Source organism: Paractinoplanes polyasparticus (assembly GCF_019710575.1).
Lineage (GTDB): Bacteria > Actinomycetota > Actinomycetes > Mycobacteriales > Micromonosporaceae > Actinoplanes > Actinoplanes polyasparticus.
Genome location: NZ_JAHWFK010000040.1, coordinates 54,081 through 78,615, shown reverse-complemented (window position 1 = coordinate 78,615; position 24,535 = coordinate 54,081). Strand labels below are relative to the sequence as shown.

Below are 24,535 nucleotides of genomic sequence, written 5' to 3'. Positions count from 1 at the left end.
CCTGCCTCATCCCGCAACGACGATCTTCCAGCGCTGGTTGGCGCTGCCGGAATCGCTGTACTGGCCGGCGCTCGCCCCAGGATCGACCCCGGAGGTCGAGTTGGTGTCCCCGCCGATCTCGGCCTTCATGATCTGCATCGCGCCGATCTGATAAACACGTGGTCGTGAAGTTAGCGTTAACCAAAACGTCAGTCAAGTGATGCTCGTCGATGTTATTCCTCTTGACGCGTGGCCCAGTTGGCCGTTTCCCAAGACGGACAAAAATCCCTATATTGGCCCGTAAACCGCTGGCTTGACGGGCAACCGCGTGGCAACGCGACCTCGCTCGGAGAGCCCGCGTAACACCTTTCGGCGGCCGATCAACCGGCTCTATTCGCCAAGTGTGGGAACTCTCGATAGCGCGATTGTGAAGGTTGACATCAGCGACCGCGATGCGTGCCGGCCGACCCCGGGTCATCACGCCGCATCGCCGACGCAGTGGCCGACTGGATCCGTGAGACCACTGCGATCAAGAAGGCGGCTCAGGCTCGGCTCGACCCTGGGCGGGCGGTCGACGTCCTGGAGAATCGCCGGTCGTCAGCGGGCGCTTCTGACGGCTTCGGCCAGGGCCCGTCGTTCGTGGCGGCCAGCTCGGCAGCGTACCTGCGGAAGAGACCCTCGGCGCTGAATCGGTCCGGGTACGCTCAACGATCAAGTGCTCGTCGCAAAGCAGCCGCAGCAGACGGCGTCCTTCGGCGGGGTCACAGCCGACCCGCTCCGCGGCCGCCTCCGGTGTGACCTCCAGCGCCGGGTACCGCCCTATCCGGCGGAACAGGCGGGCGGAAGATCGTGCGGCGTCCCCGCGACGGCGAACGGGCCGAGGCCGCTGTCACGCCGTAACTCGTCGGCGACCGCGGAGAGTGGCACGGCCGCCGCCCGGGCACAGATCATGGCCAGCGCGAGCGTCAGTCCACCGCGTCGATCGACGACCGCCCTCAGGGCGGCGGGGTCGGTGTCCGCCGCCGCGCCGAGGCGCAGGCGCAGGTAGGACCGGGCCTGCCCGGGACTGAACACATCGACTCGTGATGGCCGGCCACCCTCCGAGACCACCAGCCCGTTCATGCCGCCCCGCCCGGTCACCACCACAGCGCAGCCAGGGGCTCCGGGCAGCAGGGAACGAACCTGATCAGCGTCGACGGATCGGGAACGAAACGCTCGGCGGTCAGCATAGGACTAAGGCGACACCAACGGTGTGTGCTCAGCGGGACGCCATGCGGTTGAGCAGTTCGGTCAGCAGGAGCCGTTCGCCGGGGGTCAGGTTGCCCGGGACGTCGTAGCCGGGCGTGGCGAGGGTCGTGGTCAAGGTGATGACGTTCGTGCGGATGTCGTCGGCGACGGGAGCCGGCTTCATGCTGATGATGTGCTCGAGGATCGCGTCGCGTAGCTGCGAAGTGTCGAACGCCTTCCGCTCGGCGGCCGGCAGCGAAAGGGTGTGCAGGACCGCGCCCATACCGGCCGCGTGGATCATCGACACCGCCTGATCGACCGGTACGAGAAGCACGCCGGCCCGCGCCACTCGGACGACGAGCTGGCGCAGGATCGCCAGGGCTTTGGCGGCGGCCGTGTTCTCCCGGTCCTGGCGATTGTCGCGGTATTCGAACATCAGCACGTAGATGCTCGGGTTCTCGATGCCGAACCCGACGTGCAGATCCCAGCCGGCGCGCAGCGCACCGACCGGATCGTCGTCGTCCGGCAGGGCGCGTTTCTGGTCCAGGTAGCGAGCGAATCCCTCGGCGACGACGACGTCGAGCAGGCCTTGCATGTCACCGAAGGCCCGGTAGATGGCAGCCGGCTGGACACGGGCCGCGGCGCTCACCGCCCGGGTGGACACGGCTTCCCGACCGCCCAAGGCCAGGAGTTCGCTGGCGGCCTGGCGGATCCGTTCCCGGGTGGCGTCTCGCTGCGGCATGTATCAACGGTAACAGCGTGGGGTGATCGCTGATGTCGCCGACCGGCGGCATCAGCGATACCAACAATCGCAGCATCAGCGTGGCGCTCAACGGCCGCCTGCCGTAGCATCGGTGATACCGCATGTAGCAGCATCAGTGATTCTCGCCCATCGGACCAGGGAGTAGTCATGACCGGAAAGCAGCGTGTGGCCGTGGTGACCGGAGGGTCGCGCGGCATCGGACGGACAGTGTCGGCCCGGCTGGCCTCGGACGGGCTGGCCGTCGGCGTGGTGTTCGCCAGCAACAAGGACCAGGCCGATGCCACGGTGGCGGAAATCAGCGATGCCGGTGGCCGGGCGCTGGCCTGGTCGGCCGACATCGCCGACGAGGCTGCGGTGTCCGCCGCCTTCGACGCTGTCGAGGCGGAATACGGCGGCATCGACGTGGTGGTGAACTCGGCCGGCGTGATGAGCCTGCAGCCGGTGGTCGACTTCGATCTGGCGGTCCTCGATCGGATGCATCGCACCAACATCCGCGGCGCCTTCGTGGTGAACCAGCAGGCCGCCCGCCGGGTCCGCGCCGGCGGGGCGATCATCAACCTGTCGACCTCGGTGAAGAAACTGGCCCTGCCGAGCTACGCGGGCTACACCGCATCCAAGGGGGCCGTCGACGCGCTGGTGCCGGTACTGGCCAAGGAGCTACGCGGCCGGGACATCACGGTCAACGCGGTCGCACCTGGGCCCACCGCCACCGACCTGTTCCTCCAGGGCAAGGACGAGGCGACCATCGACGCGATGGCGAACATGAACCCGATGCAGCGCCTCGGCACCCCCGCCGACATCGCCGACGTGGTGTCGTTCCTGGCCGGCCCGGGCCGCTGGGTCAACGGCCAGACCGTCTACGTCAACGGCGGAATGGTCTGACCCGCGTCATCCCCCAAATGCCAGCCCTTCACCAGGGAGATTCTCATGTCAGTCGTTCTCATCACCGGCGCCGGCTCCGGAATAGGCAGGTTGACCGCCCGCCGCCTCGCCGACGACGGCCACACCGTGTACGCCTCGATGCGTGACGTCGAGGGCCGCAACTCCGACCGGGCCGCCGAGGTGGCTGCCTACGCCGCGGAGCACCGCGTCCAGCTTCGCACCGTCGAACTCGATGTGCTGTCCCAGGAATCGGCGGACGCCGCGGTGTCGCACATCGTCGGCGAGACCGGCCACCTCGACGTGGTCGTCCACAACGCGGCGCACCTCTACTACGGCATCACCGAGGCCTTCAGTCCGGAGCAGTTCCTGCAGTCCTACGACACCAACGTGGTCGGCGCGCTGCGGGTCAACCGGGCGGCGCTGCCCGTGCTCCGGCGCCAGGGACAGGGGCTGCTGCTCTGGGTCGGCTCGGGTACCAGCCGCGTGGTGCCGCCGTTCCTGAGCCCGTACACCGCGGCGAAGGCCGCCATGGACAGCCTCGCCGATTCCGTCTCTTTGGAGGTCGCCCCGTTCGGGATCGAAACGTCCATCGTGATGCCCGGGCCTTTCACCGTCGGCACCGAACACTTCCCGAACGCCGCCGGTCCCGCCGAGCCTGAGGTGAGCGACCGGTACGACCTCATCGCCGCCCACATCGCCCGCAACCAGGCCGCCACCGAGGGCCTGTTCCCGCCGGGCGTCGCCCAGGACGTCAACCAGGTCGCCACCGAGATCGCCCGCATCGTCGCCCTGCCGCACAGCCAGCGCCCCTACCGATCCAGCGTGGACTTCTCCGACTTCGGCGACCTCCCCGTCACCGCCGTCGCCACCGCACAACGCGAACGCCTCATGCACCGGATGGGCTTCACCGACCTGCTCCGCCCCACCATCCTCAAGGAGGAGTCATGACCAGCCACGCGACGACTCCCGGAAACGTCAAGACCGACAGCCGGTTCATCCGGTTCACCGTCATCGCGGGTGTCGTCGCTGCCGCGGCCGCGTTCCTCAGTCAGCTCGCCGGTCTGCCCGCCTGGGCGATGTTCATCGGGTGGGTCGCCTGGTTCACGCGGCCCGCCTCCACCCGGCAAGGTGTCTACTCCATCATCAGCCTCTGGGCCGGCGTTCTGCTGGCGACGGCCGGAACCTTCATCGTCGCCTGGCTCTCGCCGGTCGTCGGCGCGGTCGCCCTGCCGATCTCCGTCTTCCTGCTCGCGCTGGTCGCGGTCGGCCTGCGCGCCACCACCATCCTGGGCAACACGCTGACGTGGTTCCTCGGGCTGATCGCTTTCTTCGCCCTGCATCCCGACAATCCCCTGACCGGCATCCTCACGTTGGTCGCGGCCGGCGCCATCGGCGCCGTGGCCGGCTTCACGAGCCAGCGACTGCAGCACCGATACGCGAGCTGACGAACGGTCACAGCCGCCCAGCGGCCCGGTGCGCCCACCGCGCAACCGGGCCGCTCGGCGCGAATCGCTGTCAGAGGTCAGCAGCGCCTCAGCGTTGATACCCACCTGGCCTGCCTGTTCCGTTTCGGCTGGTACACCGCCGCGTCCGCCCGGTCCAGAATCGGGGCCGGCGGTGGGTGGGGCAACGTCGAGGTAGGCCACGCCGACGCTGATCGTCACGGACAAACTCATCGACGCGAGCGACCTGTTCGGCGAAGGTCCTTGCCGGGCAGGCTGTGTTGTCTCAGCGACATCGCCGGATCTGCACTCGGAGCAGCAAGGCGACGTCTCGCATGAATTCGGCTCGCCGGCCGCCGGGCACTTTCCGCACCGCGCGATTGTGCCCGACACGCCGGACCTCAGCCCGGCGTGTCGGGCCGGAAACACCGCTCCTGCACAGTCCCGTTGCTTCGCCCTGGTCCTATGTGGTGGGTAGCGGGACGCGTTCGACGAGGTTGTTGACCGCGATGAGGTCGAGGTAGGCCCGCACCCGGATCGCCTGCCGGCCCCGCATCGTGAAGACCCAGTTGAAGGTGTTCAGATAAGGCTGCCCGTCCAGGGCCGTCGCGGTGCCGTCCCAGAGGACCGAGACGACGTCGCCATCGGCGTAGATCGCATGAACGTCGGGGTAGAGCGGCGTAGCGAGACGCTCCAGCACCGGAGCCGACCCGCCAGCAAGAAAGTCGGCCCGGTTGGAGTAGATCCGCCGGGGCTCGGCCATCACGGTCCATTCGACATCGGGATGGAGGATGTCCAGGTAAAAATCGTTCGTCTTGTTCAGAGTGCCGCGCTCGGTCGCACCGCGGAACACCTGCGCCAACCGCCGCTTGTTGCGGCCCTCCCGCCCACCACCGCCGGCCTGCGCCCGCCCGCCACCGTCGGCTTGCGCGGGGCCGGCGCTCAGCCCGAGCAGTCCCACCGCCGCCGCGGCGGACCCACCGAGCAGCGCGCGACGCCTCAACCGGCCTTGCCCATCATCGATCTCCATGATCATTCTCCTCGAGGTATGTCGGCATGTATGGCCTTCTTGTCGTCCTGCGCCGCGGTATCGGGGGGCAGGCGGGCGGCGGTGAGCGCGGATTCCAGGCTCAGCCGTCATCGGTCTTCGGTCGCCTGGCGGTGGACCTCGCTACCCTCTCGGTAGAAGATGTATCCGCCGTGGTGCAGGATGTCTCCGTCGAAGGTTCCGTCCGCAGTGAATCCCGTATCGTCGATGTAGTCGATCCGGTTGCCGGACACCCGGTAGGAGCCGGTGAAGGCGCTCTCCCGGTCGCCACGGGCTTCGTCGTAGCGGCCGTTGGCGAGCAGTTGCTGGCGGATGTGGCCGTCGGCCGTCACCCACATCCCCACGTACGGGTGCGCCGAGGCAGACGACTCTGTCGAGATCGACGGGATAACCAGGACGGGCTCGCGGGAAGCCGTACGGGCACCGGTGTCGGCCGCCCCGGAGCACCCGGTGAGCAGCACGGCCAGGAAAGCACCGCCGACCATGATGCGTACATGTTGCCTCATCGACCCGATCCTCTCCCCCGAGCGAGCCTGTCCTCGGGCACGCGGTGGATGATCTGTCGGTTGTCCATGACTCGAAGGTACGAACAACGACGTGGCCGTGGGAGGCCGCGCTGCACCCCCTCTGGTTGACGGGCCTCGCCGGCGACAGGTGGACCCGGCCCGGTACGGGATCGGCGGGCAACACCGCTGCCAGGCCGAACCACGCTCCCGCAGCTACCATATGGAGATGGCCAACTCCGACCTCGGCGGGTATCTCAAGGCCCGCCGCGGACGCATCACACCGGATCAGGCCAACCTGCCCGGCAGCGGTCATCGCAGGGTGCCCGGCCTGCGTCGCGTGGAAGTGGCGATGCTGGCCGGGGTGAGCGTGGACTACTACGTGCGCCTCGAACAGGGACGCGAAGGCTCCCCCTCGGCGCAGGTGGTCGGCGCCCTCGCGCGGGCCCTCCGACTCGGCGAGGACGACCGGCAGCACCTGTTCCGGTTGGCCGGGCTCAGCCCACGGGAAGGGTCGACGCTGGTGAGCGGCCGGGTCGACCCGAGCCTGCTCGTCCTGATGCGGGCCTGGCCGGACAACCCGGCCATCGTCTACAACCGCGCCTTCGACGTCCTGGCCTCCAATCCGATCGCGGACGCGCTGTTCCACCGCTGGACACACTCGCGCAATCTCATGCACGTCGTGTTCACCGATCCGGCCGCCCGCACGTTCTACCGGGGCTGGGGCGACGTCGCACGCAACTCCGTGGCCGGCTTGCGCCTCAACTACGGCAAGGCGCCCGACGACCCGCGGATACGACAGATCCTCGACGAGCTGCTCGCCGAGAGCGCGGCCTTCGCCGAGCTGTGGACCAGCCACGACGCGCGAGGCAAGGCGCTGGAACGCAAGAGCTTCCACCACGACGACGTCGGTCCCCTGACGCTGACGATGCAGACCTTCGACGTCCGCTCGAGCCCCGGCCAAGAGCTCGTCGTCTACCACGCCGAGCCGGGCTCGGCCAGCGCCGAGGCGCTCGCGCTGCTGGGCTCGCTGGCAGCCAGCGAGCCCTGACCTGCAACGGCGTGAAGGCTACCGGATCTCCGGCCGGCCACCGGATGACCGCGAATGCTTCGGCGTAGTGGCGACCGATGACGGAGGTTGCTCCATCGGGCAACGTTGGGGATTCCCGGGGGGTCAACCGGTGACACTGATTGCGTTCCGCTTCCCTCCTCCTCCATGATCGCAGAATGTCCGGAGCCACACTGCGTCCTGTCCGGCGCGAGGATCTGCCGCTGCTGTATGTCAATCACGACCTGGACCCGGTCGACTCCTTCGGGTGGATGGCCGCGAACGCGATGGAGCGGGCCTTCGCCGCGAACGGGCTTCTCGACTACGACCACGGGACTCTGATCATCCAGGATGCCGACGGCGCGGTCGCCGGCAAGATCTCCTGGCGGCCGGTGCCGCACGGACCCACCGTTCCGTCGCATGCGCTGAACATCGGAACCCGTCTGCTACCGGGCTTCCGCGGCCGTGGGCTCGGCACTGTCGGGAAGCAACTGCTGGCGACGTACCTGTTCGAGACGACGACCTTCGAGCGCTTGCAGGCGGAGACCGACATCGACAACACTCCCGCGCAACGGAGCTTGGAGAAAGCCGGGTTCAGCCGTGAGGGCATCGCGCGGCACGCACAGTTCCGCCGGGGCACGTACCACGATCTGGTCGTCTTCAGCCGCCTGCGCGGGGACGCCCCCTGACGGAGGTATCCCTGTGCCGGGCCTCAGCCGGCGGGTCCCGCTCAACGTGGTGGGAAGAGCGGCAGTGTGCGGATGCGGTTGCCCGTGAGTGCGTGTACGGCGTTGGCGAGTGCGGCGGCGGTCGGACTCGCGCTGGCCTCGTTGAAGCCGCCGCCCCAGAAATCGCCCTCGACGAGAACGCTTCGCACGCGCGGCGAGGAGTCCGCCCGCAGGATCGCGTACCGGTCGAAGTCGGTCTCGACGACCTGTCCCTGGCGAACGGTGATGCGTTCTCCGAGCGCCCAGCTCAGGCCCATGACGACGGCGCCTTCCACCTGGGAGCGGGCGATCGCGGGGTTGACCAGGTGGCCGTCGGCGGCTGCGACGACCTCGTCCACGACGATCGGCAGCGTGCCGGCGCCAGTGTCGTTCGCGCTGACCTGGATGATCTGCGCGGTGACGGTCCTGCCGTAGGCGCAGCAGGCGATGCCCTTGGCGGTGCCCGGCGCCGACGTACCCCAGTCCGCCTCGGCGGCGACCGCTTCCAGGACGCGGCGCAGACGGCGCCCGTGTTCGTCGTTCGTCAGATGCCGAAGCCTCAGTTCGAGGGGATCGATACCGAGCTCGGCCGCGACCTCGTCCAGGAAGCTTTCGATCGCGAAGAGATTCGGGTGGGTGCTCAACGAACGCATCGGCCCGAGGTGGACCGTCGAGGGCATCGGCACCCGGCCGTAGTCGACCCGCAGGTTGGGGACGCCTCGGTAGAGCAGATGCGCCCCGAAGACCGAGAAGAAGTCGATGTCGGTCGCCCGGGCGGCCTGGCTGGAGGTGGGCCAGCCGCCGCTGGCGTCGCCGACGGCGAACCGGTGCCGCAGTGCCAGCAGTTCACCGCCGCCGCCGATGGCCGCTTCCATGAGGTGATGGCTCGGTGGGCGCTTCGGGCCGTTGAGCTGATCCTGCTGTCTGCTCCAGGCGAGGTGTACCGGGCGCCCGGTTGCTGCCGCCAGCAGAGCCGCCGCAGCGGCGGGATCACCGACATAGCCGTGTTTACGCCCGAAGGACCCACCCACGTAGGGCACGATGACGCGGACGTCGCGACGCCGACGGCCCAGGGCCTTGGCCACGGCGTCCTGGACCAGTGCAGGGTTCTGCGTGGACGAGTGCACCGTCACCCGGTCCGCGGTGACCTCGGCGACGGCCACCGGCGGCTCGGCAGGGGCGGCCATCACCATGGACGTCCGATACTCGGCGGTCAACCGCCGTCCATCCGTCGGCATGGCCTTGTTGCCCACGTTCTGGACGAGGTGTGTCGGGGTTCGCCTGACATCGATCGCCGCCTCGATGGCGTCCTGGTCGGCCTCGGATCCGCCGCGCCATCGCGGTCGCAGCAAGGCCAGGGCGGCGCGCGCCTGGTGGCTGCGTTCGGCCGCTGCGGCGATCAGACCGGTGGCGGTGTCGGCGATGACGTGGACGACGCCGGGTGAGCGGCGCGCCTCGTCCAGGCCGGAGACACTTTCCAGCGATGCGCCGTGCCGCTCCGGCAGCAGCAATGCGCCGTACAGCATGTCCGGCAAGCGAATGTCGGACGCGAAAACCGCGGCACCGGTGACCTTCGACGGCAGGTCGACCCGAGGTGCCGAAGCCCCGATCAGTCCTCTTGGTTCAGCGATGGTCACAGGCTGTGGCACGGCGCCCCGGGAGATGCGGTCTCTCACCGCAGCTGCGGCCCGGAGGGCGGGCGCGCGCATCAGCTCGGCGGTGGTTCCCCCGACCACCGTCATCCAGCCGAGCGGGAAACCGCGGTCGGTGTCCGGCTGGTGCACCACCACCTTGTCGAGATCGGCTCCGAGCTCGTCGGCGAAGATCTGCGCCAGCAGAGTGTGCGATCCCTGACCCAGCTCCGCCTTCGGCACGAACAGGTGCACCGTGCCGTCCGAGTCGATGTCGCACCAGGTGTCGGGGGCGGGAGGCCGGCCCTTCATCGGCGCGGTGCCGCCTGGCCTGGCGGTATTGGTCAGCAGGCGTCGGACCGCATCGGGCAGGGGCGCACCCCTGTGTTGCCTCTTCACTCGGCTTCTCCTTGCCCGGCGAGGACCGCGGCCGCCCGGGTCACGGCGGCGAACGCGCGCTGGTAGGTGCCGCAGCGGCACAGCACCGCCGACAGACGCTCGCGGATGAGATCGACACCGGGATCGGCCACTTCCCGCAGCAGGGCGACAGCGGTCAGCACCTGTGCCGGCGTGCACCACCCGCACTGGCCCACCTGCTCATCGAGAAACGCCTGCTGCACGACGTGCAGCGCGGCGGGACCGTCCGCCAGGCCCTCGATCGTCGTCACCCGGCCGCCGGCCACGGACGCGGGCTCGACGGCGCACGCCAGGGTGGCGCGGTCGCCGATCAGGACCGTGCATGCCCCGCAGCTGCGCGATTCACAACCGAACTTGGTACCGGTCAGCCCGAATTCCTCGCGGAGCAGCTCGAGGAGCCGCCCGGACCCGCCTGCTTCGAACCTGCGGGGCTCCCCGTTAACGACTACGTCCATTGTTCTCACGACGGTTGACGGTAGGGGCCCGGCCAAGTCCGGAGAAGTGGCATAAATGCCATGGTCCGACCAAATCTCGCCAGCAGTGGGAGGCGCTGAGGTCGACTCAGTGCGTCAACCGGCCGTGATCGGCCAGGGATGCTCGCGTATCAGATGTCGGGTCCGGGAGTCCGCTCGCGTCGCGGGCGCGGCCTCCCTCGGACGCTCCGGCAGCACGGGGCCGACGCTTCGGAGCTCACCGCCCGTGCGCGCAGCTCGATGCCGTCGACGGCGACCAGCGCGGGCAGGTGGGATGAGGCCGCCCAACCTCATCGGAAACGTCAGGTTGTTCGGTTTTGCAGGTCCTGAAGTCCGATGACCCGTAGCAGGTCAAGCTTCTGCTCGTCCTCGGAGCCCGGTTCGGCGGTCATCATCACGATTGTCTGGTCGCCGGGGCCGCCGGTGAAGTTGTCGCAGTCGACGACGATGTCACCGACGAGGTCGGTGTGCAGGATCTTGCGACTGCTGCGTAGTTCCCCGACCGTGCCCGCCTCCCAGCGGCGGGCGAAATCGGGGGATGCTGTGATCAGCGTGTCGATCAGCTGCGGGATCTCCGGATCGCCGGGGTAGCGGCCGGCCGCGTGGCGCAGGTTGCCGACGAGGTCACGGGCGTACGCTTCGTCGTCCTCCGGGGTGTGCGTCACCGGGGTCGACCCTGCGAAGTACCGCCACGCGACGTTGCGTTCCAGCCGGGTCTGACTGGACGGGTCTCCGAACAGGGCGGCCCAGAGCGGGTTCCACAGCACCAGTTCGTATATCGCGGTGTGCACTGCCACCAGCACCGGCGCGTTGCGGAAGCGGTCGACCATCCGCTGCGCGGTCGGGGTGACCTCGCGGGGCACGCGCCCGGCCGGCGGCAGGGCCGCCCCAGCGACCCGGAACAGGTGTTCGCGTTCCACGTCGCTCAACCGCAGCGCCCGGGCCAGCGCGGACAGCAGCTGCGGCGAGGGATTACGGGCGCGTCCCTGTTCCAACCGGACGATGTAGTCGACACTGACACCGGCGATCAACGCCAGCTCCTCCCGGCGCAGACCGGAGATGCGCCGGTTCAAGCCGGGACTGAGCCCGACGTCCTCCGGGCGTACCCGGTTCCGCCAGGCTCGCAGCACGCGCGCGAAGTCGTCCATGCCTCCATGGTCCCCCTCATCGCCGGCGGCGGGTGGTACTGCTGTTCCCACGATCACGGGGGCCTGTCAGCCGCCCCACCGGTGGCGCAACCTCGAGACATGACCACAACTTTGGTGACCGGGGCCAACAAGAGCCTCGGTCTGGAAACCGCCCGCCGCCTCATTGCCGCCGGCCACACTGTGTACGCCGGCATGCGCGACCTGGCCTCCGGCAGTGCCGCCCACGGACTCGGCGCGATCCCGATTCAGCTCGACGTCACCGACCAGGACAGCGTCGACAATGCGATCGCGTCCCTGCCCGGCCTCGACGTCCTGATCAACAACGCCGGCATCGTCGGCCCGTCCTGGACCCTTGACGACCTGGACGTCGAGGCGATGCGGGCGACGTTCGAGACGAATGTCTTCGGCATCGTACGGGTCACCCAGGCCGCCCTGCCGCTGCTGAAGCGCTCGTCCAACCCGGTGATCGTCAACGTCGGGTCGGGGCTGGGTTTCCCGCGCGCCCTGTTGGACCCCGAGGACGACTCGTTCCACGGATACATGGTGCCGTACGCCAGCTCCAAGGCGGCCGTGATCGCCCTGACCGTGCAGTACGCCAAGAACCTGCCGGGAATGCGGATCAACGCCTCCGACCCGGGGTACACCGCGACCGACCTCAACAGCCACAACGGACATCAGACCGTCACCGAAGGTACGGACGCGACGGTTGCCCTAGCCCTGCTCGGCCCCGACGGACCCACCGGTGAGTACCACAGCCGCCAGGGCCGCATCGCCTATTGACCAGACGTCGCGCGAACACCCGTGAGGAGAATCTGATGACCGACACCGACCTGCGTAGCTTCTACCACCGCTACATCACCACGCTTGACGCCCACCAGCTCGAGAGGATGGACGAGTTCGTCGCCGACAGGGTCATGCTGAACGGCGAATGGGGAACCAGAGACGACGTCGTCGCCGACATGAAGAGCATTATCGACGCCGTTCCCGACTTCCACTGGGACCTCAAGGAACTGCTGATCGACCGCGGCCGCATCGCTGCGCGCGTGGTCAACACCGGCACCCCGGTGAAGGAATGGCTGGGCGTCCCGCCGACCGGCGCATCGTTCGAGATCGTCGAGTACGCGATCTACAAGGTCAGCAACGGCCGATTCGTGCAGATGACCAACCTGCACGATTCCGACGACGTACGTCGCCAACTCACCGCCTGACCGTGAGGACAAGAGCCCGGAATCACCTGTGACGCTGTAGGCCGTCAAGAGTCGAACCGCGGACCGAGCTCGCGCAACGCCTCGCGGAGGGCCTTGAGCCCTTCCGCCGCCGGGCAAGCCCTGGCCCGCGCCTCGAGCCCGGACTACTTCGACTGGCTCACCCACGTGCAAGCCGCCTCCGGCTGCACCCGCCCGATCCGGCTGTCCGGCACCCTCGACAGCATCGAAGCAGCCACCGGCCGCCTGCTCGACTCCCGGCACACCGACCAGCTCCCCGACGCCGCCATCTACAAAGCCTGCGGCACCCGCCTCGCCTCGGGCTGCCCGTCCTGCGCCCGCACCTACCAGCGCGACGCCTACCAGATCCTGCGGTCGTTTCTCGTTGGCGGAAAAGGCATCCTGACGTCGGTGGCAAAACACCCGGCCGTGTTCCCCACCTTCACCGCCCCCAGCTTCGGCACCGTGCACACCCGTGTCGCGCGCAAACACACCTGCACGAACCGCAAACGCTGCACCTGCCAAGCCGAACCCTGCCACGCCCGCCGCGGCACCCCCGCACCGTGCGACCACGGGCACCCGGTCGTCTGCTGGCGACGCCACACCCCCCGACGACCCCGCCCTCGGCCAACCGCTGTGCCTCGACTGCTACGACCACGACCACCACGTCGTCTGGAACCTGTTCTCCACCGAACTGTGGCACCGCACCAAACAAGCCGCTGACCGCTAACTCGCCCAAATCTGCAAAGCCCGCGGCCTGCCCCCGGTCGCCAAAACCACCCCCAGCGGCAAGATCCGCATGGTCCCGGCGGCGCAGCTCACCCACGGCAAAGCCGCCGAGATGCAACGCCGCGCCGTCGTGCACTTCCACGCCCTGGTCCGCCTTGACGGCGTGCACCCCGACGACCCCGACGCCGTCCTCATCCCCCGCCCGGCGTCGACGTCGACGTCATCATCGCCGCCTTCCGCCACGCGGTGCGGACGATCTCCTTCACCACCCCGGCGCACCCTGACCGGCCGCAAGGCTGGGAGATCCGGTGGGGAGACCCGGACAAAGGCTTCGACATCCAGGCGCTCGCCCTCGCCGGGGACGGCAGCATCACCGACGACATGGTCGGCGAACAGCTCGCCTCGCAAAAGGCCGGCTATCTCGCCAAGTACACCACCAAATCGACGGAGGCCACCGGCTTCTCCTCCACCCGCATCACCGACGACACCATCGACCAGTACGACCCCGACGGCGACCACATCGCCCGACTCGTCGCCGCCTGCTGGCGCATCGGGCGCCCTACCCTCAACCCGGCCTCTCATACCCGGCCGCCCAGCGACCGGTCTCGTACTACGACCGGCGGTCCGTTCGGCGAACCGTGGGACTGTCCGGACTGCGGCACCCATACCCGCTACCGGGCCTGCCCTGTCTGCGTCGCCGAACGTCAAGGCAACCTTGACACCAAACCCGCCAACGACGGCACGGCCACCAACCCGTATGCACGGCTGCGTCGATGGGCCCACCGGTTCGGCTTCGCCGGACACTTCCTCACCAAAACCCGCCGCCGCGTCGTGCGCTTCGCCACGCTCCGAGACACTCGCATCGTCTACCGCCGTACCGAAGACCAGGCCGCCACCGACCCCGGCACCGTCCACACCGTCGACCACCTCGACGAGACAACGCTCGTCGTTGGCACCCTGTCCTTCGCCGGAGTCGGCTGGCACAACAACGGCGATGCTCTGCTAGCCAACACCGCAGCCGCGATGGCCCGCGCCCGACAAGAGACCGGACGCGACGAGCTCGCCCACGAAGCCGGTTCCGCCGTCCCACTCGTCCTACAAGCCGCCTGACCTCCACCCGGAAGGAGACCCGTTGACCGAACCCCAGCGGAAGGCTCTCTACCGCATCCCAGAAGCCATGCAGCAACTGAGCCTCAGCCGCTCCGTGATCTACGAACTCGTCCGCTCCGGCCGATTGCGCACCGTCAAAGAAGGCCGCACCCGACTTGTGCCCGAGTCGGCCATCACCGAATACGTCTCCCTACTCGAACGGGAGAGCACGAAAGGAGTCGCCGCATGACGAAACGCCGCAGCAGAGGTGATGGCGGACTGCACTGGGACGAAGGGCGTCAACGCTGGATCGCCTCAGTCCTGCATCATTCTGCGTCGAGACGTAGGCGCTGGCCTGCTCGTTGAGCCACCAAGGCGTAATCCCAACGCGTCTGCCACGTTGCGGGCTTCCTCCAGAACGACACCGTGCGGTACGAACGTAGCGTCTACGTCTCTCGTCACGCGGTTGGCGTCGTACGCCAGCGCCATCGCGGCGCCGCCGACGATGAAGAGGTCGCGGCGGGCCAGTCGGTCGGCCGATGCCGAGAAGGCTCGCTCCAGTTCGGCTCGGCCGAGGAGTCCGTCGTCAGTCATGCGGCGTCCAGGTCGCGTGCGGACAGGTAGACGCCATGCTTGCGGAAGGCGGCGGGCGCCCAGATGAGCGCCTCCATCCGCTTCGACGGCAACGAGGAGGGAAACCATGGTGTCGTCAGCACACGCGACCTGGCCCAATCAGGTGGCGATCGGTCGAGCTGCGCGGCGAGGTGTTCCGCGAGCGCGCCGAGCAGGACATCCCACCGCGTGTCACCCGTCATGGGTGGCTCCTCGAGCAGTAGGTCAGCCTGCTTGTCGGCCGGCTCCCACCGATATTCCTCAAGAAACTCCCACACATGTTTCCACCGGATCTTCAGGTCAGGCTGGCGCGACAGGTGGCTGGCCAGGTCAACCAAGGTCATGGGTTGATACGTCATCATCGACTTTCTCCTCCCGCTTCGCCCTCGGACTGATCGTACGAGCAACCGCCATCCGGAGATGATCAACCCGCCCGGTCGGTCAACTGCGGCCCTACCCGGTCGGGCGACCGCTGGTGTTTGAGCAGTTCCTCGGCCAGTACGATCCCCGGCATGGCGCATGCCGACACGAAGCTGGCGGAAGAGCTCGAAGCCGACGCCGATACGTACGCTGAGGAGCGCTCCGAGATCCTGCTGGAGGCCGCCGACGCCTGGCAGCGAGCCGGGCGCTCGGACCGTGCCCGCGCCATCCTCGACGAACTCATCCAGGGCGGCGGCGAATACGGGTGCGACGCCCACATTCAACTGGCCGACCTGCACCTGCAGGCAGGTGACACCGAGATGGCGTATGCCGAGCTCAATACCGCAGCGAAAGATCCTGCCCTGGGCGAACGGCAGTGCGAACTCGCCGCGGAACTTCTCACCGCTCATGGCGACCTCGACCACGCCGCCCGCTGGTACGACCGGGCCGCTGCCCGCCTCACCGAGGAGCAACTCGACGCACTGCGCCGCCGCGATCAGTGGCTCACCATCGGCACCACCATCATGCTGCGCAACCGGCAGCACGTACGTCAGCAGCTCGGACACTCCCCCGACCTGCTCGACACCCTGGTGCCCGAGCTGACTGATCCGGAGCAGCCGACCACAGCCGAGGACGTTCTCGACCTGATCGACTCCGGCTATGCCCCCGCCAGACCCGTATGCTCACCTTCCAACGCGACCAGCGCCGACTCGCCCAACAGCAGTGGCCCGGCGTCTACGAGCAACCAGAAGACGAGTACTACGACGCCGCCGAATACCGGTGGCGCGAGGTAAGCGACGGCGGAGTCCCCTCGATCACCGTCGTCACCGCCCAAGTCGACGGTCTCATCGACTTCGCCCGCCAGCACGGCGGTTCACCGACGGCCGCGAACACCAAACGGCGCTATTGCGAGACCGCGCCGGACCACCTGATGATTAGCTGGCCGCCGGAACGCAACGCCGCCTGCTGGTGCGGCTCCGGACGCAAGTACAAGAAGTGCTGCGGCCGGCCCCTGTAGCCGGACTCATCATCGGCGTTCGAGGTCGCCGAGGAGGTCGGCGAGAACGAACTCTTCGTGAACGGCCAGACCCTGCGCCGACATGGCTGCAGCCAAGCCCGGGTCCCACGGTGTCGGCACGGCCCGGCCTGTCAGCGCGATGGCGTGATCAGCGTCGAGCGCGGCAACAGCTGTGGTGTAGTCCTCGGCGGACATCCGCCAGGCAGCGGCACCCTGTTTCATGACACGCCCTGCGATCGACATGCCGGGCCAGTCGAAGTCACCGTGGTAGCGGACGGGATTCCCCGACTCGATCAAGCGAGCCAACAACCGCGTGCCGACGCTCGCCGGATTGCCGGAGAGACAGAGGAGCGGCGTTGTCGTTGCTGCTCGCACCGCTGCCTGCATCACCTGCGGGTTCTCGCACACCGACACAACCTCACCCGGCAGGAGCCATGGGACGGAGCCCGCCACGCCGAGTTCGTGAAGGGTTAGATGCGTGACCACGCCAAGATCGGAGCGGTCACGCATCATCGACGACCACCCATCGGATCCTGGCGGGCGCACCTGCCAGACAAGCACGGTTCCGGAGAGCGTGTCGGTGGCGACACCCAGCGCCGCCCACAGGTCTCGCCGGTCGTTGGCGGATTCCGGGATCGGCCGTTCAAGGGCATGCGCTGCGGCTCGAAGAAGCACCGACGAGGCGAGGGTCGTCTCGTCGAAGCCGTGCGCGGTCCCGGTGACACGGCTCGCCAAGGCGCCAAGTTCCCAGGATTGCCCGTACTCAGCGATCCCTCGGCCGTTTGCCGGTTCAAGCAGGAGGGCGAGGCCGGCGACGGCATTGTTCAGTGCTTTCCCGGCGGCAATGGAGCCGGCGCGGGTAAGAATGCCGCCGCGCTTCAGGGAGGCGACCCACCCGGGAACCCACGGTGCTCCGGCCAGACCGGCATCGTGCAGCGCGGAGTCCAGCCGTTGCCAGACGTTGGACCAGTCCGCTTGATTTTGCTCCCGGGTAGCACGCCGGTTCACTATTGCGCGCCCGTCCAAGATTTCGAGAACCGAGACGAGGCTGCGGCCTCCGCTGGAACCGCGCAGTGCCGTGTCGAGGACGGCCAGGCTGATTCGCCGCCCGGCTCCCGGGGCGATCGTTGCGCCCACGAGGCCGGACAGGTGCTCGGCGGCGGACTGGTCGAGGTCAACGGTGATCGTGCCGGTCGGCTGAAGGCCGTTGCGCTCGAGCCGAGTCCGGGCGGCGGACCAGACCGACGCGAGACTCGGGACCGAAAGATAGGCCTGCAAGGCCGGCGGTAGCGAGCCGTTGACGTCGGTCATGCGGCGCGCAGGAAGTGTCGGGTGCGTCCGTCCCAATGCACATGCGCCGTAGCCGCAGGCGTTCCTTCCTCTCGGCAGATCTCGTAGATGTCCAGGGTTGGCACCTGGGGCACGCAACCCCACAGGGCATGGCCGGTCATGGCGAAGTCGACGTCGAGGCGTACGAGAAGTCCGAGAAGTTCGGCCACGGTCTGGTCGTCGACCTTGGCGAACGCGTCGTCGAGCAGAATGAGGCGCAGCGCCGTACCCGTGCTCTCCAGGCCCGTCAGATAGGCGTCCACGGCGGCGAAGAGGGTCACGTAGGAGACGAAGCGGGTCTCGCCCTGCGACAGCTTGGCGCGCCGACTGATTCGGCGTTCCCGGCCCGGCTCCGGGCCTGTGATGATCACCTCGACGCTATGCCAGCTGCGGTAGTCCAGCCCGGTTCGTAGGTGGACCGCGTACCCGGCGCTCGGCTCCTTGCTTGCCTCGGCCGCGACTCTGGCGGTCAGCAGATCCGTCAGCTCATTGTCCTGCGCCGCGTCGCGGACGGCCGCTGCTGTGCCGACCAGCGCCCTGATCCGGGCAATGCCGGCCCCGGTCTGCTCGGCGAGCTTCCAGCTCAGCCGTACGCCGATGCCGTGGCTGGTCTTGATGGATCGGAGGCTGCCGTTCATCGCCTTGATCAGATTGTCAGCCTGGCTGAGTCGCCGCCGGAGTTCTTCGCCGACCTCGCCGAGGACGAACCGCTGGAACACGTCGTGCTCACGTTCGGTGAGAGCGGCGCGGCCCAGCTCGCACTGGCGGTCGATCTCGATCGCAGCCTGAGCCAGCGGCCGGCGTCCTTCCGCATCTACCAGTTCGAACAGCTTGATGCCGGCGGCGACGGTCGCCGACACGTCATAGCTGCCGGAGATCTCCCGTTCGAAGATCTGCTGTGCCCGCAAGAGCGCGTTCTCGTCCGTGCGCCCACGGCGTAGGGCTGCAAGCAAGCGGCCGGCCTGCGCCTCGACCGACGGTGGTGCGGGGTCGTCCAGCACCTCTTCGGGCGCGGCGGCGAACGCTGTTGCGACGACTCCGGGCTGGCCGAACTGGATCCGGACCGCGGCGACTCGATCGGCCAGTCCGCCGCGGGAGGCCACCGCGTTCTTCTCGGCCTCTCTGGCCTCCGATCGTGCCGTGCCCGCTTCGTAGCTCAGATCCTCCGCCTGCTTCCGGCCGGCCCGAAGCCTGGCGGAGATCTTGGTCAGCTGGGCCTCGGTGTCGGCGACTTGGCGATGCACTTCGGCGGCGGCCGTACCGACGGAGTCTCGGAGGGTTTTGAGCCTGGTCAAGGTGTTCTGCCAAAGCTGACAGGCCTCGGCGGCAGCGTCCTCTGACGCCGCCCTGCGCCGGGCCACCTCCGGAATCCGGCCGACAGCCTGGACGTGGCGGGCGAGCAACCTGGCCAGGCCGCCGGCTTTCTCCCTCGCTTCGCCGCATAGGCGTACGGCGTTCTGGGTGACCGTGAGCACCGCTCGCAGCGATTCCTCATCCGCGGGGAGACCGAAGTCGCTACAGGCCACGCGGTGGTCACGCTCGCGTACCGCCCACGCGCGGGCGAGGTCGTCCGCATCGTTGCGCAGCCGCCTTGCTTCGGACCTCAGCCTGCCCTCCTCGCGCAGCTTCTCAGCGGCGACCGACCGCGCCTGGGCCAGCTCGATCGACGAGGGCGCTGCCCGGCCCCGGAGACGGATCTGGACCCTGCGTGACTCCAGCTCGTCCCGTACCTGCTGTCTTGCGGCAGCTTCTTGGGCCAGATCCACGAGTTCGGCTTCGATGGCGACCAGACGGGCGGCCCGGGCGGCTGCTCGTGCCGCCGCTCCGATGTACTGGGCAACCGCGACCTCGTGCCGTCCGCGCAGCGCACCGTTGCCCCAACGGCCGTCGGCATCGATCCAGGTGGGGGCGTCGGTGTCGCCGAAACTGATCCGGCTCACGATGGTGGCCACGGTGCCGGCCGGTAGTGGACTGGCCGGGTCGACGGTGAGGACGGTGGTCAGCGGGACTCGCACGTCCCGGTCGCGCGGCGTCAGGATGAGCTGCCCGGTCTCCGCGAGGAGCCGGCCCGCGTCGTCGATAGTCGCCGTGAGCAGGCCCGAGGCGAGGAGCGCGGCTTCGATGCCGGCGCGCTCTGCGGACTCGACCGTCGCGACGAAGTCCACGCACTGCCACAGCGGCACACCGGCTGACGCGGTCACCCACGCCGGTTGTACCGGCTCAGGGTCCCGGGCAGATCGCAGTTCGGTTCGCTCCGATTCGAGTGCGGCAATCAGCGGGCGGGCGCCCGCGTCCTCGGCGTCGAGCCGGCTCAACTCCGTCACGATGGCCGCTGTGGACGCCGAGATGGCGTCCTCCGCAGCTCGATCCAGCTCGCGCAGGTCGATCTCGATGGGGTCGTCGCTCAGCGCCATCCGGTCGGCGAGCAAGACGCCAAGGATGGGGTGAGCCGGCCAGTCGACCGTGCCCAACAAATCGGTCGTGGCCGGATCGAGGATCCAGGCACGCCAGCGGTCGACGAGGGCCAGGGCCATGTCTTCGCACCTGTCGACAGCCTTCTGGCTTGCTTCCGCAGCCTCGTCGGCCCGTTGTTCCGCACCCGCCGCATCGTCGGCTGCTTTGTCGACCCTTCGGCGTGCCTGCGTCAGCTCGCGGGCGTCGGCGGCGCGGTTCTCCGCCTGGACTGCCCGGGTGTGTGCCGCGCGATCGGCGCGCTCCACCGCGTCCGTGACGTCGCTCAGGTCTACGGGAACCACCGCAACGACCTCCGGCGCCGGCTGGGTCAGCACTTCCGGCTCTCCGGCGCGCGCGGTCCGGACCACACGGGCCAGACCGATGCCCGCGCGGCGTTCAGCGCGAATGTCGACGAGAAGTTCCGGGTCGGTGAGCCCAGCCTCGGCAAGTCGTTCGCGAATTTGACCGAGAACCACCGACAACACGGCAACAGCTTCCTCCACATCACCCGCCTGCAGATTCGCGTCGGAAACCTTTTCCTCCTCCGTACGCCGTAGGTCAGCGGCCGCCCGCAGAGCGCCGTCCGCCTCTCCCGCTCGTGCCTCGACCACCGCGGTGAGCTGGCGCAACTCTTCACCGCTGCGGTAGGCGTCGGAGTCCCGCAAGCCTTCCAGCCGTACGCCCAGGGTCTCTTCTTGCGTGCCGAGCATCTCGATCTCGCTCCGCATCGACGCCAGCTGCCCCTCTTTCCGCTCAGCCGCGGTTGCGAGGTCGGCGGCGTTCGCGGCGGCCTTCATCGCCGTGCCGGCCTGGGCCCGCAAGTTGTCGAGCGCCGTGGCGAGCACGCCGGTGACGTACTTGCGGTAGGTGTCGAGGAAGCTTCGTACGTAATCGCGGGCGGCTTCCAGCCTCAACTGGTCCTCCCGGGTGCTGGTGAGGCCGTCGAGCTGCTGACCCGCGTCGGTCAGCGCCTCCTCGGAGAGCGGCGGAAGCGCGTCGGCGAGGATGCCTGGCAGCTTGCCCTCCTCGATGCGGTTGCCGACATCCGGCGAACGCAGGGTGTGCAGCAGTTTGGTCAAGCCCTCGAAGCGTTCCTTACCCAACTGGCCGGTGAGACCGAAGACCTCGCTCCGCACCCGTTCGCGGTGGCTCTCGGCCACGTCGGTGATGCGTTCCTCGGTGATGAGCTCGGCGAGGTCACGTCGCGACAGTGGCTGACGGTCGGCTCCGAGCAGTGGCAGCTGCTCCCCGACGCGCAACGGGGTGGTGAAGTACCAGACTTTCGCCTCCTTGGTGCTGATCGCGAATCGGACCAGCGCGCCTAGGGTCAGGTAGCGAGTCACCGAATCGTCGTCAAGCTCGGGATCCGGCTCCCGGCACAACTCCAGCCACATGTATCCGAGGCGGTTGCCCTGGTCGCCGGCGCCGGCGCTCATCAGGTCCTCCATTCGGACCGATGAACCGGTGCCCATATTGCGCCGGTCCGCGTCGAGCAGAAACGGCAACAGCATCTCCAGGGCCCGGGACTTGCCCGACCCGTTGGTGCCGCGCAGGATCAGCCGGCCGCCGGAGATGTCGAAGGTGTTTTCGTAGTAGTGCCATACGTTGACGAAGCCCGCCCGGGACAGACGCCATCGATGCGGGTTCTGCCGCAAGGGTGTCTGGTCGAACAGATCGGTCACGGGATCTCCAGTTCGAGCTGGCCGGTGAGCCGCCGAGCCGCGCGGGTCGGCGGTGCGGTGCGCGGCTGCGGCCGGTAGCGGGCGGCGGCAGGGTGCAGGAGCAAGCCGGTTGCGGTCGTACGGGCCAGGCCGGTTTCACACAGCAGGAGGGCGACATCTTCGCGGAGACCACCGATGTCGTCGGCGAGTGCCTCGCCCCAGGCCCGGGCATGTCTGATGGCCAGATCGGCCAGGACGGCGTCGACCTCGTCCCAGTCGGTGACCAGGCTTCCGTTGGCTGCCGTGACACTTCGCTCGATGAGCTCCCCGACCAACAGGAGGGCCGCTTGCTTGATCCGGCCGTTGCCCGGAAATCCGATGTCGCTGAGGTCGCCGGCCGGATCGTACGCGAGAGCTCCTTCGGCCCGCACCTCAAGCGCGAGACCGAAGTTCTCCGCGAGCACCCTGGTCAGCTCGCTGCGTTCACGCGACAGGACGTCCCGCTCAGCGTCAGTCAGCTCATCGCGACGTACCAGGGGATTCTCGACGAGTTGGCGTCGCAGCGACCGGCGAGGCTGATCCTGAAGCCGCAAGTCGCTCAGCAGCAACTCGTCGGCGTGGCCGATCCCGGCCAGCGGCTGAGCGAGCAGATGCGGCAGGGCGGGCCGGTGGATGGTGAGCAACGCTTCGTCCCTGCGTTCGCCCCACCCGGTGGCGGTGCCGTCCGTCTCCTTGAGCACGCCCCAGGCGACCAGCTGTCCGACCGCGGTCACCAAGGCCCGTCGCTCCGGTAGGGTGTCGCCGATCCGTACCCCAATCGAGGCCGCGTCCGAGCGGACCTGCTCGATCAGTGCCGAGATCAAGATCTGATCCCCGGTGCCGGGTACGAGCAGGGCCGCGCACAGCAGGCTGAGAAGCGTGTAGGTCATCGGGGTGAAGGCCTGGCCGTCCGGCCGGCGCGCGGGCCGAGCCGGGCCATCACTGCTCACCGGTCCCTTGACCAGCCGCGCGAAAGTCGGCTCGACGACGAGGTGGTAATCGAGCATCGACTTGAACATCGAGCGCAGAGCCGCGGCGTGCAGACGTACCAGCGCAAGCTCGTCGGCCTGGTCCTTGGTGAGAATCGGATGCATGAGCAGCGCTCGGGCCGCCTCCCGGCGTTCGCGCGACGCTTGCGACGCCGTGCCGGTGCCAGGTGAGGTCATGCGGTGGGCCGCATCTCGAACCGTCCTCGATCGGCGGCCTGCAACGCATGGGCGCTCAGGACGACGTCGTGGACGGTAACGGTGCCGTCGTCGCCGACGATGACGGTGGTGTCCCCTTTCGCCCGGGAGGCCCGCAGAAGAAGGTCCAGGTCGTGGTCTCGGTCCTCGGCAACGGTGTTGGCGAGCGAGACCGTGGCGATCAGCGGAGACAACTTGTCCAGCAGCAGTTCCCGGGCAGCCCGGCTCAACCGGACCCGATGCAGACGGCCGGCCGCGGCAAGCTCGGCGGCAGCAGCCCGGCGGGCTTCGTTACGGCGGCGCGCCCGTTCCAGCAACTGCGCGGCGTCGGCGCCGGGATCCGGCACCCGGGAGTTACGACCCCGAGGAGTACGGTCACCGCGCTCACGCAGTGAGACCGGGACGTCGACCGGTGAGCCGTCCCACCACGACGTTCCCGGACCCGCTGCCGGATCGGCCTCCTCCGGACCGATCAACAGATGCCGCGCGGGATAGCTGCCGAACGCCGCATCGTAGAGCCGATGCGCGGTGTCGCTGTCGGCACCATAAAACCAGGAGGCCAGCTTGAGCAGATCGGCCCGCCGAGACAGCCCCGTGCCCGATGCCGTCAGGATCCTCCGCGCGTTGATGATGAGCTGGCCAAGCGCCTGGCGAGCAGCCGCGCGCAACTGGTCCGGCCCGGACGGCACGTCCCCGGCGCCGTACCAGACCGCGAGCTGCTCCCACTCCTTTCGGGTGCGGCCCGGAAGTCGCTCCACCGCCACCAGATCGTTCTCCAGAACCGGTGCGGCCGGCAGGTTCGCCAAGACCGGTTCGAGCAGCTCGAGCAGGAGCAGCAGGCGCCGCCGGATCTCCGGTGCGTTGCGGTTGACATCGGCCCCGATGAGGTCGACGTAGTCAAGCAGGAGGTCCTTGAACTGGGCGTACTCCTCACTCGCCAGGTCGTATCGAGTGAGCACCCCCGAAAGGTAGGCGTAGAAGTCGGTGACCGATTCGGTGAAGACTCGATGATCGGTGAAGACGCTGGTGACGGCACCGGCCAAGGCTTCGGCATCGACGTCTCGACGGGTGTCGGCCACGAGCTGGAGAATCTGGCCGAGGCTGTCAGCGATGCGAGCCAGCAGTTCGCGGGCCACTTCCTGCACGCCGTCGACCGCGCTCAGGATCTCCTCGGCCTCCCGGTGCAGCCGACCGCCCAGCTTGGACACCTGGAACCGAGAACGTGACCGGTGGTACGCGGCGACGGTCGGCACCCGGGTCTCGCGCACCGACCGCACCAGGTTGCCCCAGAGCACCAGCTGCTTGCAGCGGTCCTCGGCCAGATCGGCATCGATATCAAGGCCGCGATCCCGCAGTTGAGCGGCAACCTCGGAAGCGGAAAGATCGGTCAGAAGGGTGCCGGTGAACAGCCGCATGATCGCGATGTAGTCGTCGGCGGCGTCGGCGGTCAGGTAGCTGAAGAGTTTGCGGTGGGACGACGTGTCACGCACGACCTCGGTGAGGTCATCCTGATCGCTCATCACCCTC

Annotated in this window: 26 protein-coding genes and 2 pseudogenes; 14 read left to right on the top strand and 14 right to left on the bottom strand. The window is 68.5% G+C overall.

What is annotated here, in order from left to right:
- Positions 1-6: 6 nt before the first annotated feature.
- The 3 genes from KXC43_RS51560 to KXC43_RS33795 all read right to left on the bottom strand — a co-directional run bounded on the left by KXC43_RS51560 (position 7) and on the right by KXC43_RS33795 (position 1,948).
- Entirely contained in the window at positions 7-138 is a 132-nt protein-coding gene (locus tag KXC43_RS51560; RefSeq protein WP_255645302.1) for a hypothetical protein, read from the bottom strand.
- Between the two features lie 660 nt (positions 139-798).
- On the bottom strand, positions 799-1,119 hold the full coding sequence (locus tag KXC43_RS33800; RefSeq protein ID WP_221380271.1) for a hypothetical protein: 321 nt from the start codon (positions 1,117-1,119) through the stop codon (positions 799-801).
- 118 nt (positions 1,120-1,237) lie between these two features.
- Entirely contained in the window at positions 1,238-1,948 is a 711-nt protein-coding gene (locus KXC43_RS33795; protein WP_221380270.1) for a TetR/AcrR family transcriptional regulator, read from the bottom strand.
- Positions 1,949-2,116: 168 nt separating this feature from the next.
- Between KXC43_RS33795 and KXC43_RS33790 the strand changes: the two genes are divergently transcribed.
- The 3 genes from KXC43_RS33790 to KXC43_RS33780 are packed head-to-tail and all read left to right on the top strand — an operon-like array spanning position 2,117 to position 4,296.
- Positions 2,117-2,851, top strand: coding sequence for an SDR family oxidoreductase (locus tag KXC43_RS33790; protein ID WP_221380269.1), 735 nt, complete (start codon positions 2,117-2,119; stop codon positions 2,849-2,851).
- A gap of 45 nt (positions 2,852-2,896) precedes the next feature.
- Positions 2,897-3,799: an SDR family oxidoreductase gene (locus KXC43_RS33785; RefSeq protein WP_221380268.1), complete on the top strand. Its 903-nt coding sequence runs from the start codon at positions 2,897-2,899 to the stop codon at positions 3,797-3,799.
- On the top strand, positions 3,796-4,296 hold the full coding sequence (locus KXC43_RS33780; protein WP_221380267.1) for a DUF1097 domain-containing protein: 501 nt from the start codon (positions 3,796-3,798) through the stop codon (positions 4,294-4,296). Before KXC43_RS33785 ends, KXC43_RS33780 begins: the two co-directional genes overlap by 4 nt.
- 460 nt (positions 4,297-4,756) lie before the next feature.
- Here the strand turns inward: KXC43_RS33780 and KXC43_RS33775 are convergent, their stop codons facing one another.
- Both KXC43_RS33775 and KXC43_RS33770 read right to left on the bottom strand, forming a co-directional pair.
- The gene (locus tag KXC43_RS33775; RefSeq protein WP_221380266.1) at positions 4,757-5,329 is read right to left on the bottom strand and encodes a nuclear transport factor 2 family protein; all 573 of its coding nucleotides are present in this window, start codon (positions 5,327-5,329) and stop codon (positions 4,757-4,759) included.
- 101 nt (positions 5,330-5,430) lie between these two features.
- The gene (locus tag KXC43_RS33770; RefSeq protein ID WP_255645300.1) at positions 5,431-5,847 is read right to left on the bottom strand and encodes an Atu4866 domain-containing protein; all 417 of its coding nucleotides are present in this window, start codon (positions 5,845-5,847) and stop codon (positions 5,431-5,433) included.
- 226 nt (positions 5,848-6,073) lie between these two features.
- On the opposite strand from KXC43_RS33770, the gene KXC43_RS33765 reads away from it, so the two are divergent.
- Entirely contained in the window at positions 6,074-6,895 is an 822-nt protein-coding gene (locus tag KXC43_RS33765) for a helix-turn-helix transcriptional regulator (RefSeq protein WP_221380265.1), read from the top strand.
- 176 nt (positions 6,896-7,071) lie between these two features.
- Entirely contained in the window at positions 7,072-7,581 is a 510-nt protein-coding gene (locus KXC43_RS33760; RefSeq protein WP_221380264.1) for a GNAT family N-acetyltransferase, read from the top strand.
- A gap of 41 nt (positions 7,582-7,622) precedes the next feature.
- Here the strand turns inward: KXC43_RS33760 and KXC43_RS33755 are convergent, their stop codons facing one another.
- The 3 genes from KXC43_RS33755 to KXC43_RS33745 form a co-directional block, all read right to left on the bottom strand.
- A complete protein-coding gene (locus tag KXC43_RS33755; RefSeq protein WP_221380263.1) occupies positions 7,623-9,629 on the bottom strand; it encodes a xanthine dehydrogenase family protein molybdopterin-binding subunit in 2,007 nt (668 codons plus the stop codon).
- Complete coding sequence (locus tag KXC43_RS33750; RefSeq protein ID WP_221380262.1) at positions 9,626-10,102, bottom strand: (2Fe-2S)-binding protein; 477 nt, start codon at positions 10,100-10,102, stop codon at positions 9,626-9,628. The genes KXC43_RS33755 and KXC43_RS33750 overlap by 4 nt, the downstream gene beginning before the upstream one ends.
- Positions 10,103-10,422: 320 nt before the next feature.
- Complete coding sequence (locus KXC43_RS33745) at positions 10,423-11,268, bottom strand: helix-turn-helix transcriptional regulator (RefSeq protein WP_221380261.1); 846 nt, start codon at positions 11,266-11,268, stop codon at positions 10,423-10,425.
- 99 nt (positions 11,269-11,367) lie between these two features.
- Between KXC43_RS33745 and KXC43_RS33740 the strand changes: the two genes are divergently transcribed.
- The 7 genes and pseudogenes from KXC43_RS33740 (at position 11,368) to KXC43_RS33725 (ending at position 14,541) form a co-directional block, all read left to right on the top strand.
- Entirely contained in the window at positions 11,368-12,048 is a 681-nt protein-coding gene (locus KXC43_RS33740) for an SDR family NAD(P)-dependent oxidoreductase (protein WP_221380260.1), read from the top strand.
- Between the two features lie 35 nt (positions 12,049-12,083).
- Positions 12,084-12,476, top strand: a complete 393-nt coding sequence (locus KXC43_RS33735) for an ester cyclase (RefSeq protein WP_221380259.1) — start codon at positions 12,084-12,086, stop codon at positions 12,474-12,476.
- A 93-nt stretch (positions 12,477-12,569) separates the two neighbouring features.
- Positions 12,570-13,082, top strand: a pseudogene (locus KXC43_RS52910) (replication initiator); the annotation flags it as partial.
- Between the two features lie 25 nt (positions 13,083-13,107).
- A complete protein-coding gene (locus KXC43_RS53315; protein WP_369076968.1) occupies positions 13,108-13,203 on the top strand; it encodes a replication initiator in 96 nt (31 codons plus the stop codon).
- A gap of 69 nt (positions 13,204-13,272) precedes the next feature.
- Positions 13,273-13,712, top strand: a pseudogene (locus KXC43_RS53310) (replication initiator); the annotation flags it as partial.
- A complete protein-coding gene (locus KXC43_RS52905) occupies positions 13,692-14,312 on the top strand; it encodes a replication initiator (protein WP_369076967.1) in 621 nt (206 codons plus the stop codon). The pseudogene KXC43_RS53310 and the gene KXC43_RS52905, both read left to right, overlap by 21 nt.
- Positions 14,313-14,334: 22 nt before the next feature.
- Positions 14,335-14,541, top strand: a complete 207-nt coding sequence (locus KXC43_RS33725) for a helix-turn-helix domain-containing protein (protein WP_255645299.1) — start codon at positions 14,335-14,337, stop codon at positions 14,539-14,541.
- A gap of 65 nt (positions 14,542-14,606) precedes the next feature.
- On the opposite strand, the gene KXC43_RS33720 is transcribed toward KXC43_RS33725, so the two are convergent.
- Entirely contained in the window at positions 14,607-14,885 is a 279-nt protein-coding gene (locus KXC43_RS33720; RefSeq protein WP_221380258.1) for a DUF6036 family nucleotidyltransferase, read from the bottom strand.
- Complete coding sequence (locus KXC43_RS33715; protein ID WP_221380410.1) at positions 14,882-15,265, bottom strand: hypothetical protein; 384 nt, start codon at positions 15,263-15,265, stop codon at positions 14,882-14,884. The genes KXC43_RS33720 and KXC43_RS33715 overlap by 4 nt, the downstream gene beginning before the upstream one ends.
- Positions 15,266-15,415: 150 nt before the next feature.
- On the opposite strand from KXC43_RS33715, the gene KXC43_RS33710 reads away from it, so the two are divergent.
- Together KXC43_RS33710 and KXC43_RS53305 are read left to right on the top strand one after the other, a co-directional pair.
- Positions 15,416-16,117, top strand: a complete 702-nt coding sequence (locus KXC43_RS33710) for a tetratricopeptide repeat protein (protein WP_221380409.1) — start codon at positions 15,416-15,418, stop codon at positions 16,115-16,117.
- Entirely contained in the window at positions 16,003-16,341 is a 339-nt protein-coding gene (locus KXC43_RS53305; protein ID WP_369076964.1) for an SEC-C metal-binding domain-containing protein, read from the top strand. Before KXC43_RS33710 ends, KXC43_RS53305 begins: the two co-directional genes overlap by 115 nt.
- Before the next feature lie 9 nt (positions 16,342-16,350).
- Here the strand turns inward: KXC43_RS53305 and KXC43_RS33700 are convergent, their stop codons facing one another.
- From KXC43_RS33700 to KXC43_RS33685, 4 genes are read right to left on the bottom strand one after another with little or no spacing between them, the layout of a single operon-like run.
- Positions 16,351-17,652 carry a TIGR02679 family protein gene (locus KXC43_RS33700; protein WP_221380257.1) on the bottom strand — a complete coding sequence of 434 codons (1,302 nt, stop codon included), beginning with the start codon at positions 17,650-17,652 and terminating at the stop codon, positions 16,351-16,353.
- Entirely contained in the window at positions 17,649-21,806 is a 4,158-nt protein-coding gene (locus tag KXC43_RS33695; protein ID WP_221380256.1) for a TIGR02680 family protein, read from the bottom strand. The genes KXC43_RS33700 and KXC43_RS33695 overlap by 4 nt, the downstream gene beginning before the upstream one ends.
- On the bottom strand, positions 21,803-22,990 hold the full coding sequence (locus tag KXC43_RS33690; RefSeq protein WP_221380255.1) for a TIGR02678 family protein: 1,188 nt from the start codon (positions 22,988-22,990) through the stop codon (positions 21,803-21,805). Before KXC43_RS33690 ends, KXC43_RS33695 begins: the two co-directional genes overlap by 4 nt.
- Positions 22,987-24,528, bottom strand: coding sequence for a DUF2397 domain-containing protein (locus tag KXC43_RS33685; RefSeq protein ID WP_221380254.1), 1,542 nt, complete (start codon positions 24,526-24,528; stop codon positions 22,987-22,989). The genes KXC43_RS33690 and KXC43_RS33685 overlap by 4 nt, the downstream gene beginning before the upstream one ends.
- Between the last annotated feature and the right edge of the window lie 7 nt (positions 24,529-24,535).

Bases quoted from the DNA above. Each gene is read 5' to 3' on its own strand.
- KXC43_RS51560 (WP_255645302.1), bottom strand. From the start codon at position 138: ATGCAGATCATGAAGGCCGAGATCGGCGGGGACACCAACTCGACCTCC.
- KXC43_RS33795 (WP_221380270.1), bottom strand. From the start codon at position 1,948: ATGCCGCAGCGAGACGCCACCCGGGAACGGATCCGCCAGGCCGCCAGC.
- KXC43_RS33790 (WP_221380269.1), top strand. From the start codon at position 2,117: ATGACCGGAAAGCAGCGTGTGGCCGTGGTGACCGGAGGGTCGCGCGGC.
- KXC43_RS33785 (WP_221380268.1), top strand. From the start codon at position 2,897: ATGTCAGTCGTTCTCATCACCGGCGCCGGCTCCGGAATAGGCAGGTTG.
- KXC43_RS33780 (WP_221380267.1), top strand. From the start codon at position 3,796: ATGACCAGCCACGCGACGACTCCCGGAAACGTCAAGACCGACAGCCGG.
- KXC43_RS33775 (WP_221380266.1), bottom strand. From the start codon at position 5,329: ATGATCATGGAGATCGATGATGGGCAAGGCCGGTTGAGGCGTCGCGCG.
- KXC43_RS33770 (WP_255645300.1), bottom strand. From the start codon at position 5,847: ATGAGGCAACATGTACGCATCATGGTCGGCGGTGCTTTCCTGGCCGTG.
- KXC43_RS33765 (WP_221380265.1), top strand. From the start codon at position 6,074: ATGGCCAACTCCGACCTCGGCGGGTATCTCAAGGCCCGCCGCGGACGC.
- KXC43_RS33760 (WP_221380264.1), top strand. From the start codon at position 7,072: ATGTCCGGAGCCACACTGCGTCCTGTCCGGCGCGAGGATCTGCCGCTG.
- KXC43_RS33750 (WP_221380262.1), bottom strand. From the start codon at position 10,102: ATGGACGTAGTCGTTAACGGGGAGCCCCGCAGGTTCGAAGCAGGCGGG.
- KXC43_RS33745 (WP_221380261.1), bottom strand. From the start codon at position 11,268: ATGGACGACTTCGCGCGCGTGCTGCGAGCCTGGCGGAACCGGGTACGC.
- KXC43_RS33740 (WP_221380260.1), top strand. From the start codon at position 11,368: ATGACCACAACTTTGGTGACCGGGGCCAACAAGAGCCTCGGTCTGGAA.
- KXC43_RS33735 (WP_221380259.1), top strand. From the start codon at position 12,084: ATGACCGACACCGACCTGCGTAGCTTCTACCACCGCTACATCACCACG.
- KXC43_RS33720 (WP_221380258.1), bottom strand. From the start codon at position 14,885: ATGACTGACGACGGACTCCTCGGCCGAGCCGAACTGGAGCGAGCCTTC.
- KXC43_RS33715 (WP_221380410.1), bottom strand. From the start codon at position 15,265: ATGATGACGTATCAACCCATGACCTTGGTTGACCTGGCCAGCCACCTG.
- KXC43_RS33710 (WP_221380409.1), top strand. From the start codon at position 15,416: ATGGCGCATGCCGACACGAAGCTGGCGGAAGAGCTCGAAGCCGACGCC.
- KXC43_RS53305 (WP_369076964.1), top strand. From the start codon at position 16,003: ATGCTCACCTTCCAACGCGACCAGCGCCGACTCGCCCAACAGCAGTGG.
- KXC43_RS33700 (WP_221380257.1), bottom strand. From the start codon at position 17,652: ATGACCGACGTCAACGGCTCGCTACCGCCGGCCTTGCAGGCCTATCTT.
- KXC43_RS33690 (WP_221380255.1), bottom strand. From the start codon at position 22,990: ATGACCTCACCTGGCACCGGCACGGCGTCGCAAGCGTCGCGCGAACGC.
- KXC43_RS33685 (WP_221380254.1), bottom strand. From the start codon at position 24,528: ATGAGCGATCAGGATGACCTCACCGAGGTCGTGCGTGACACGTCGTCC.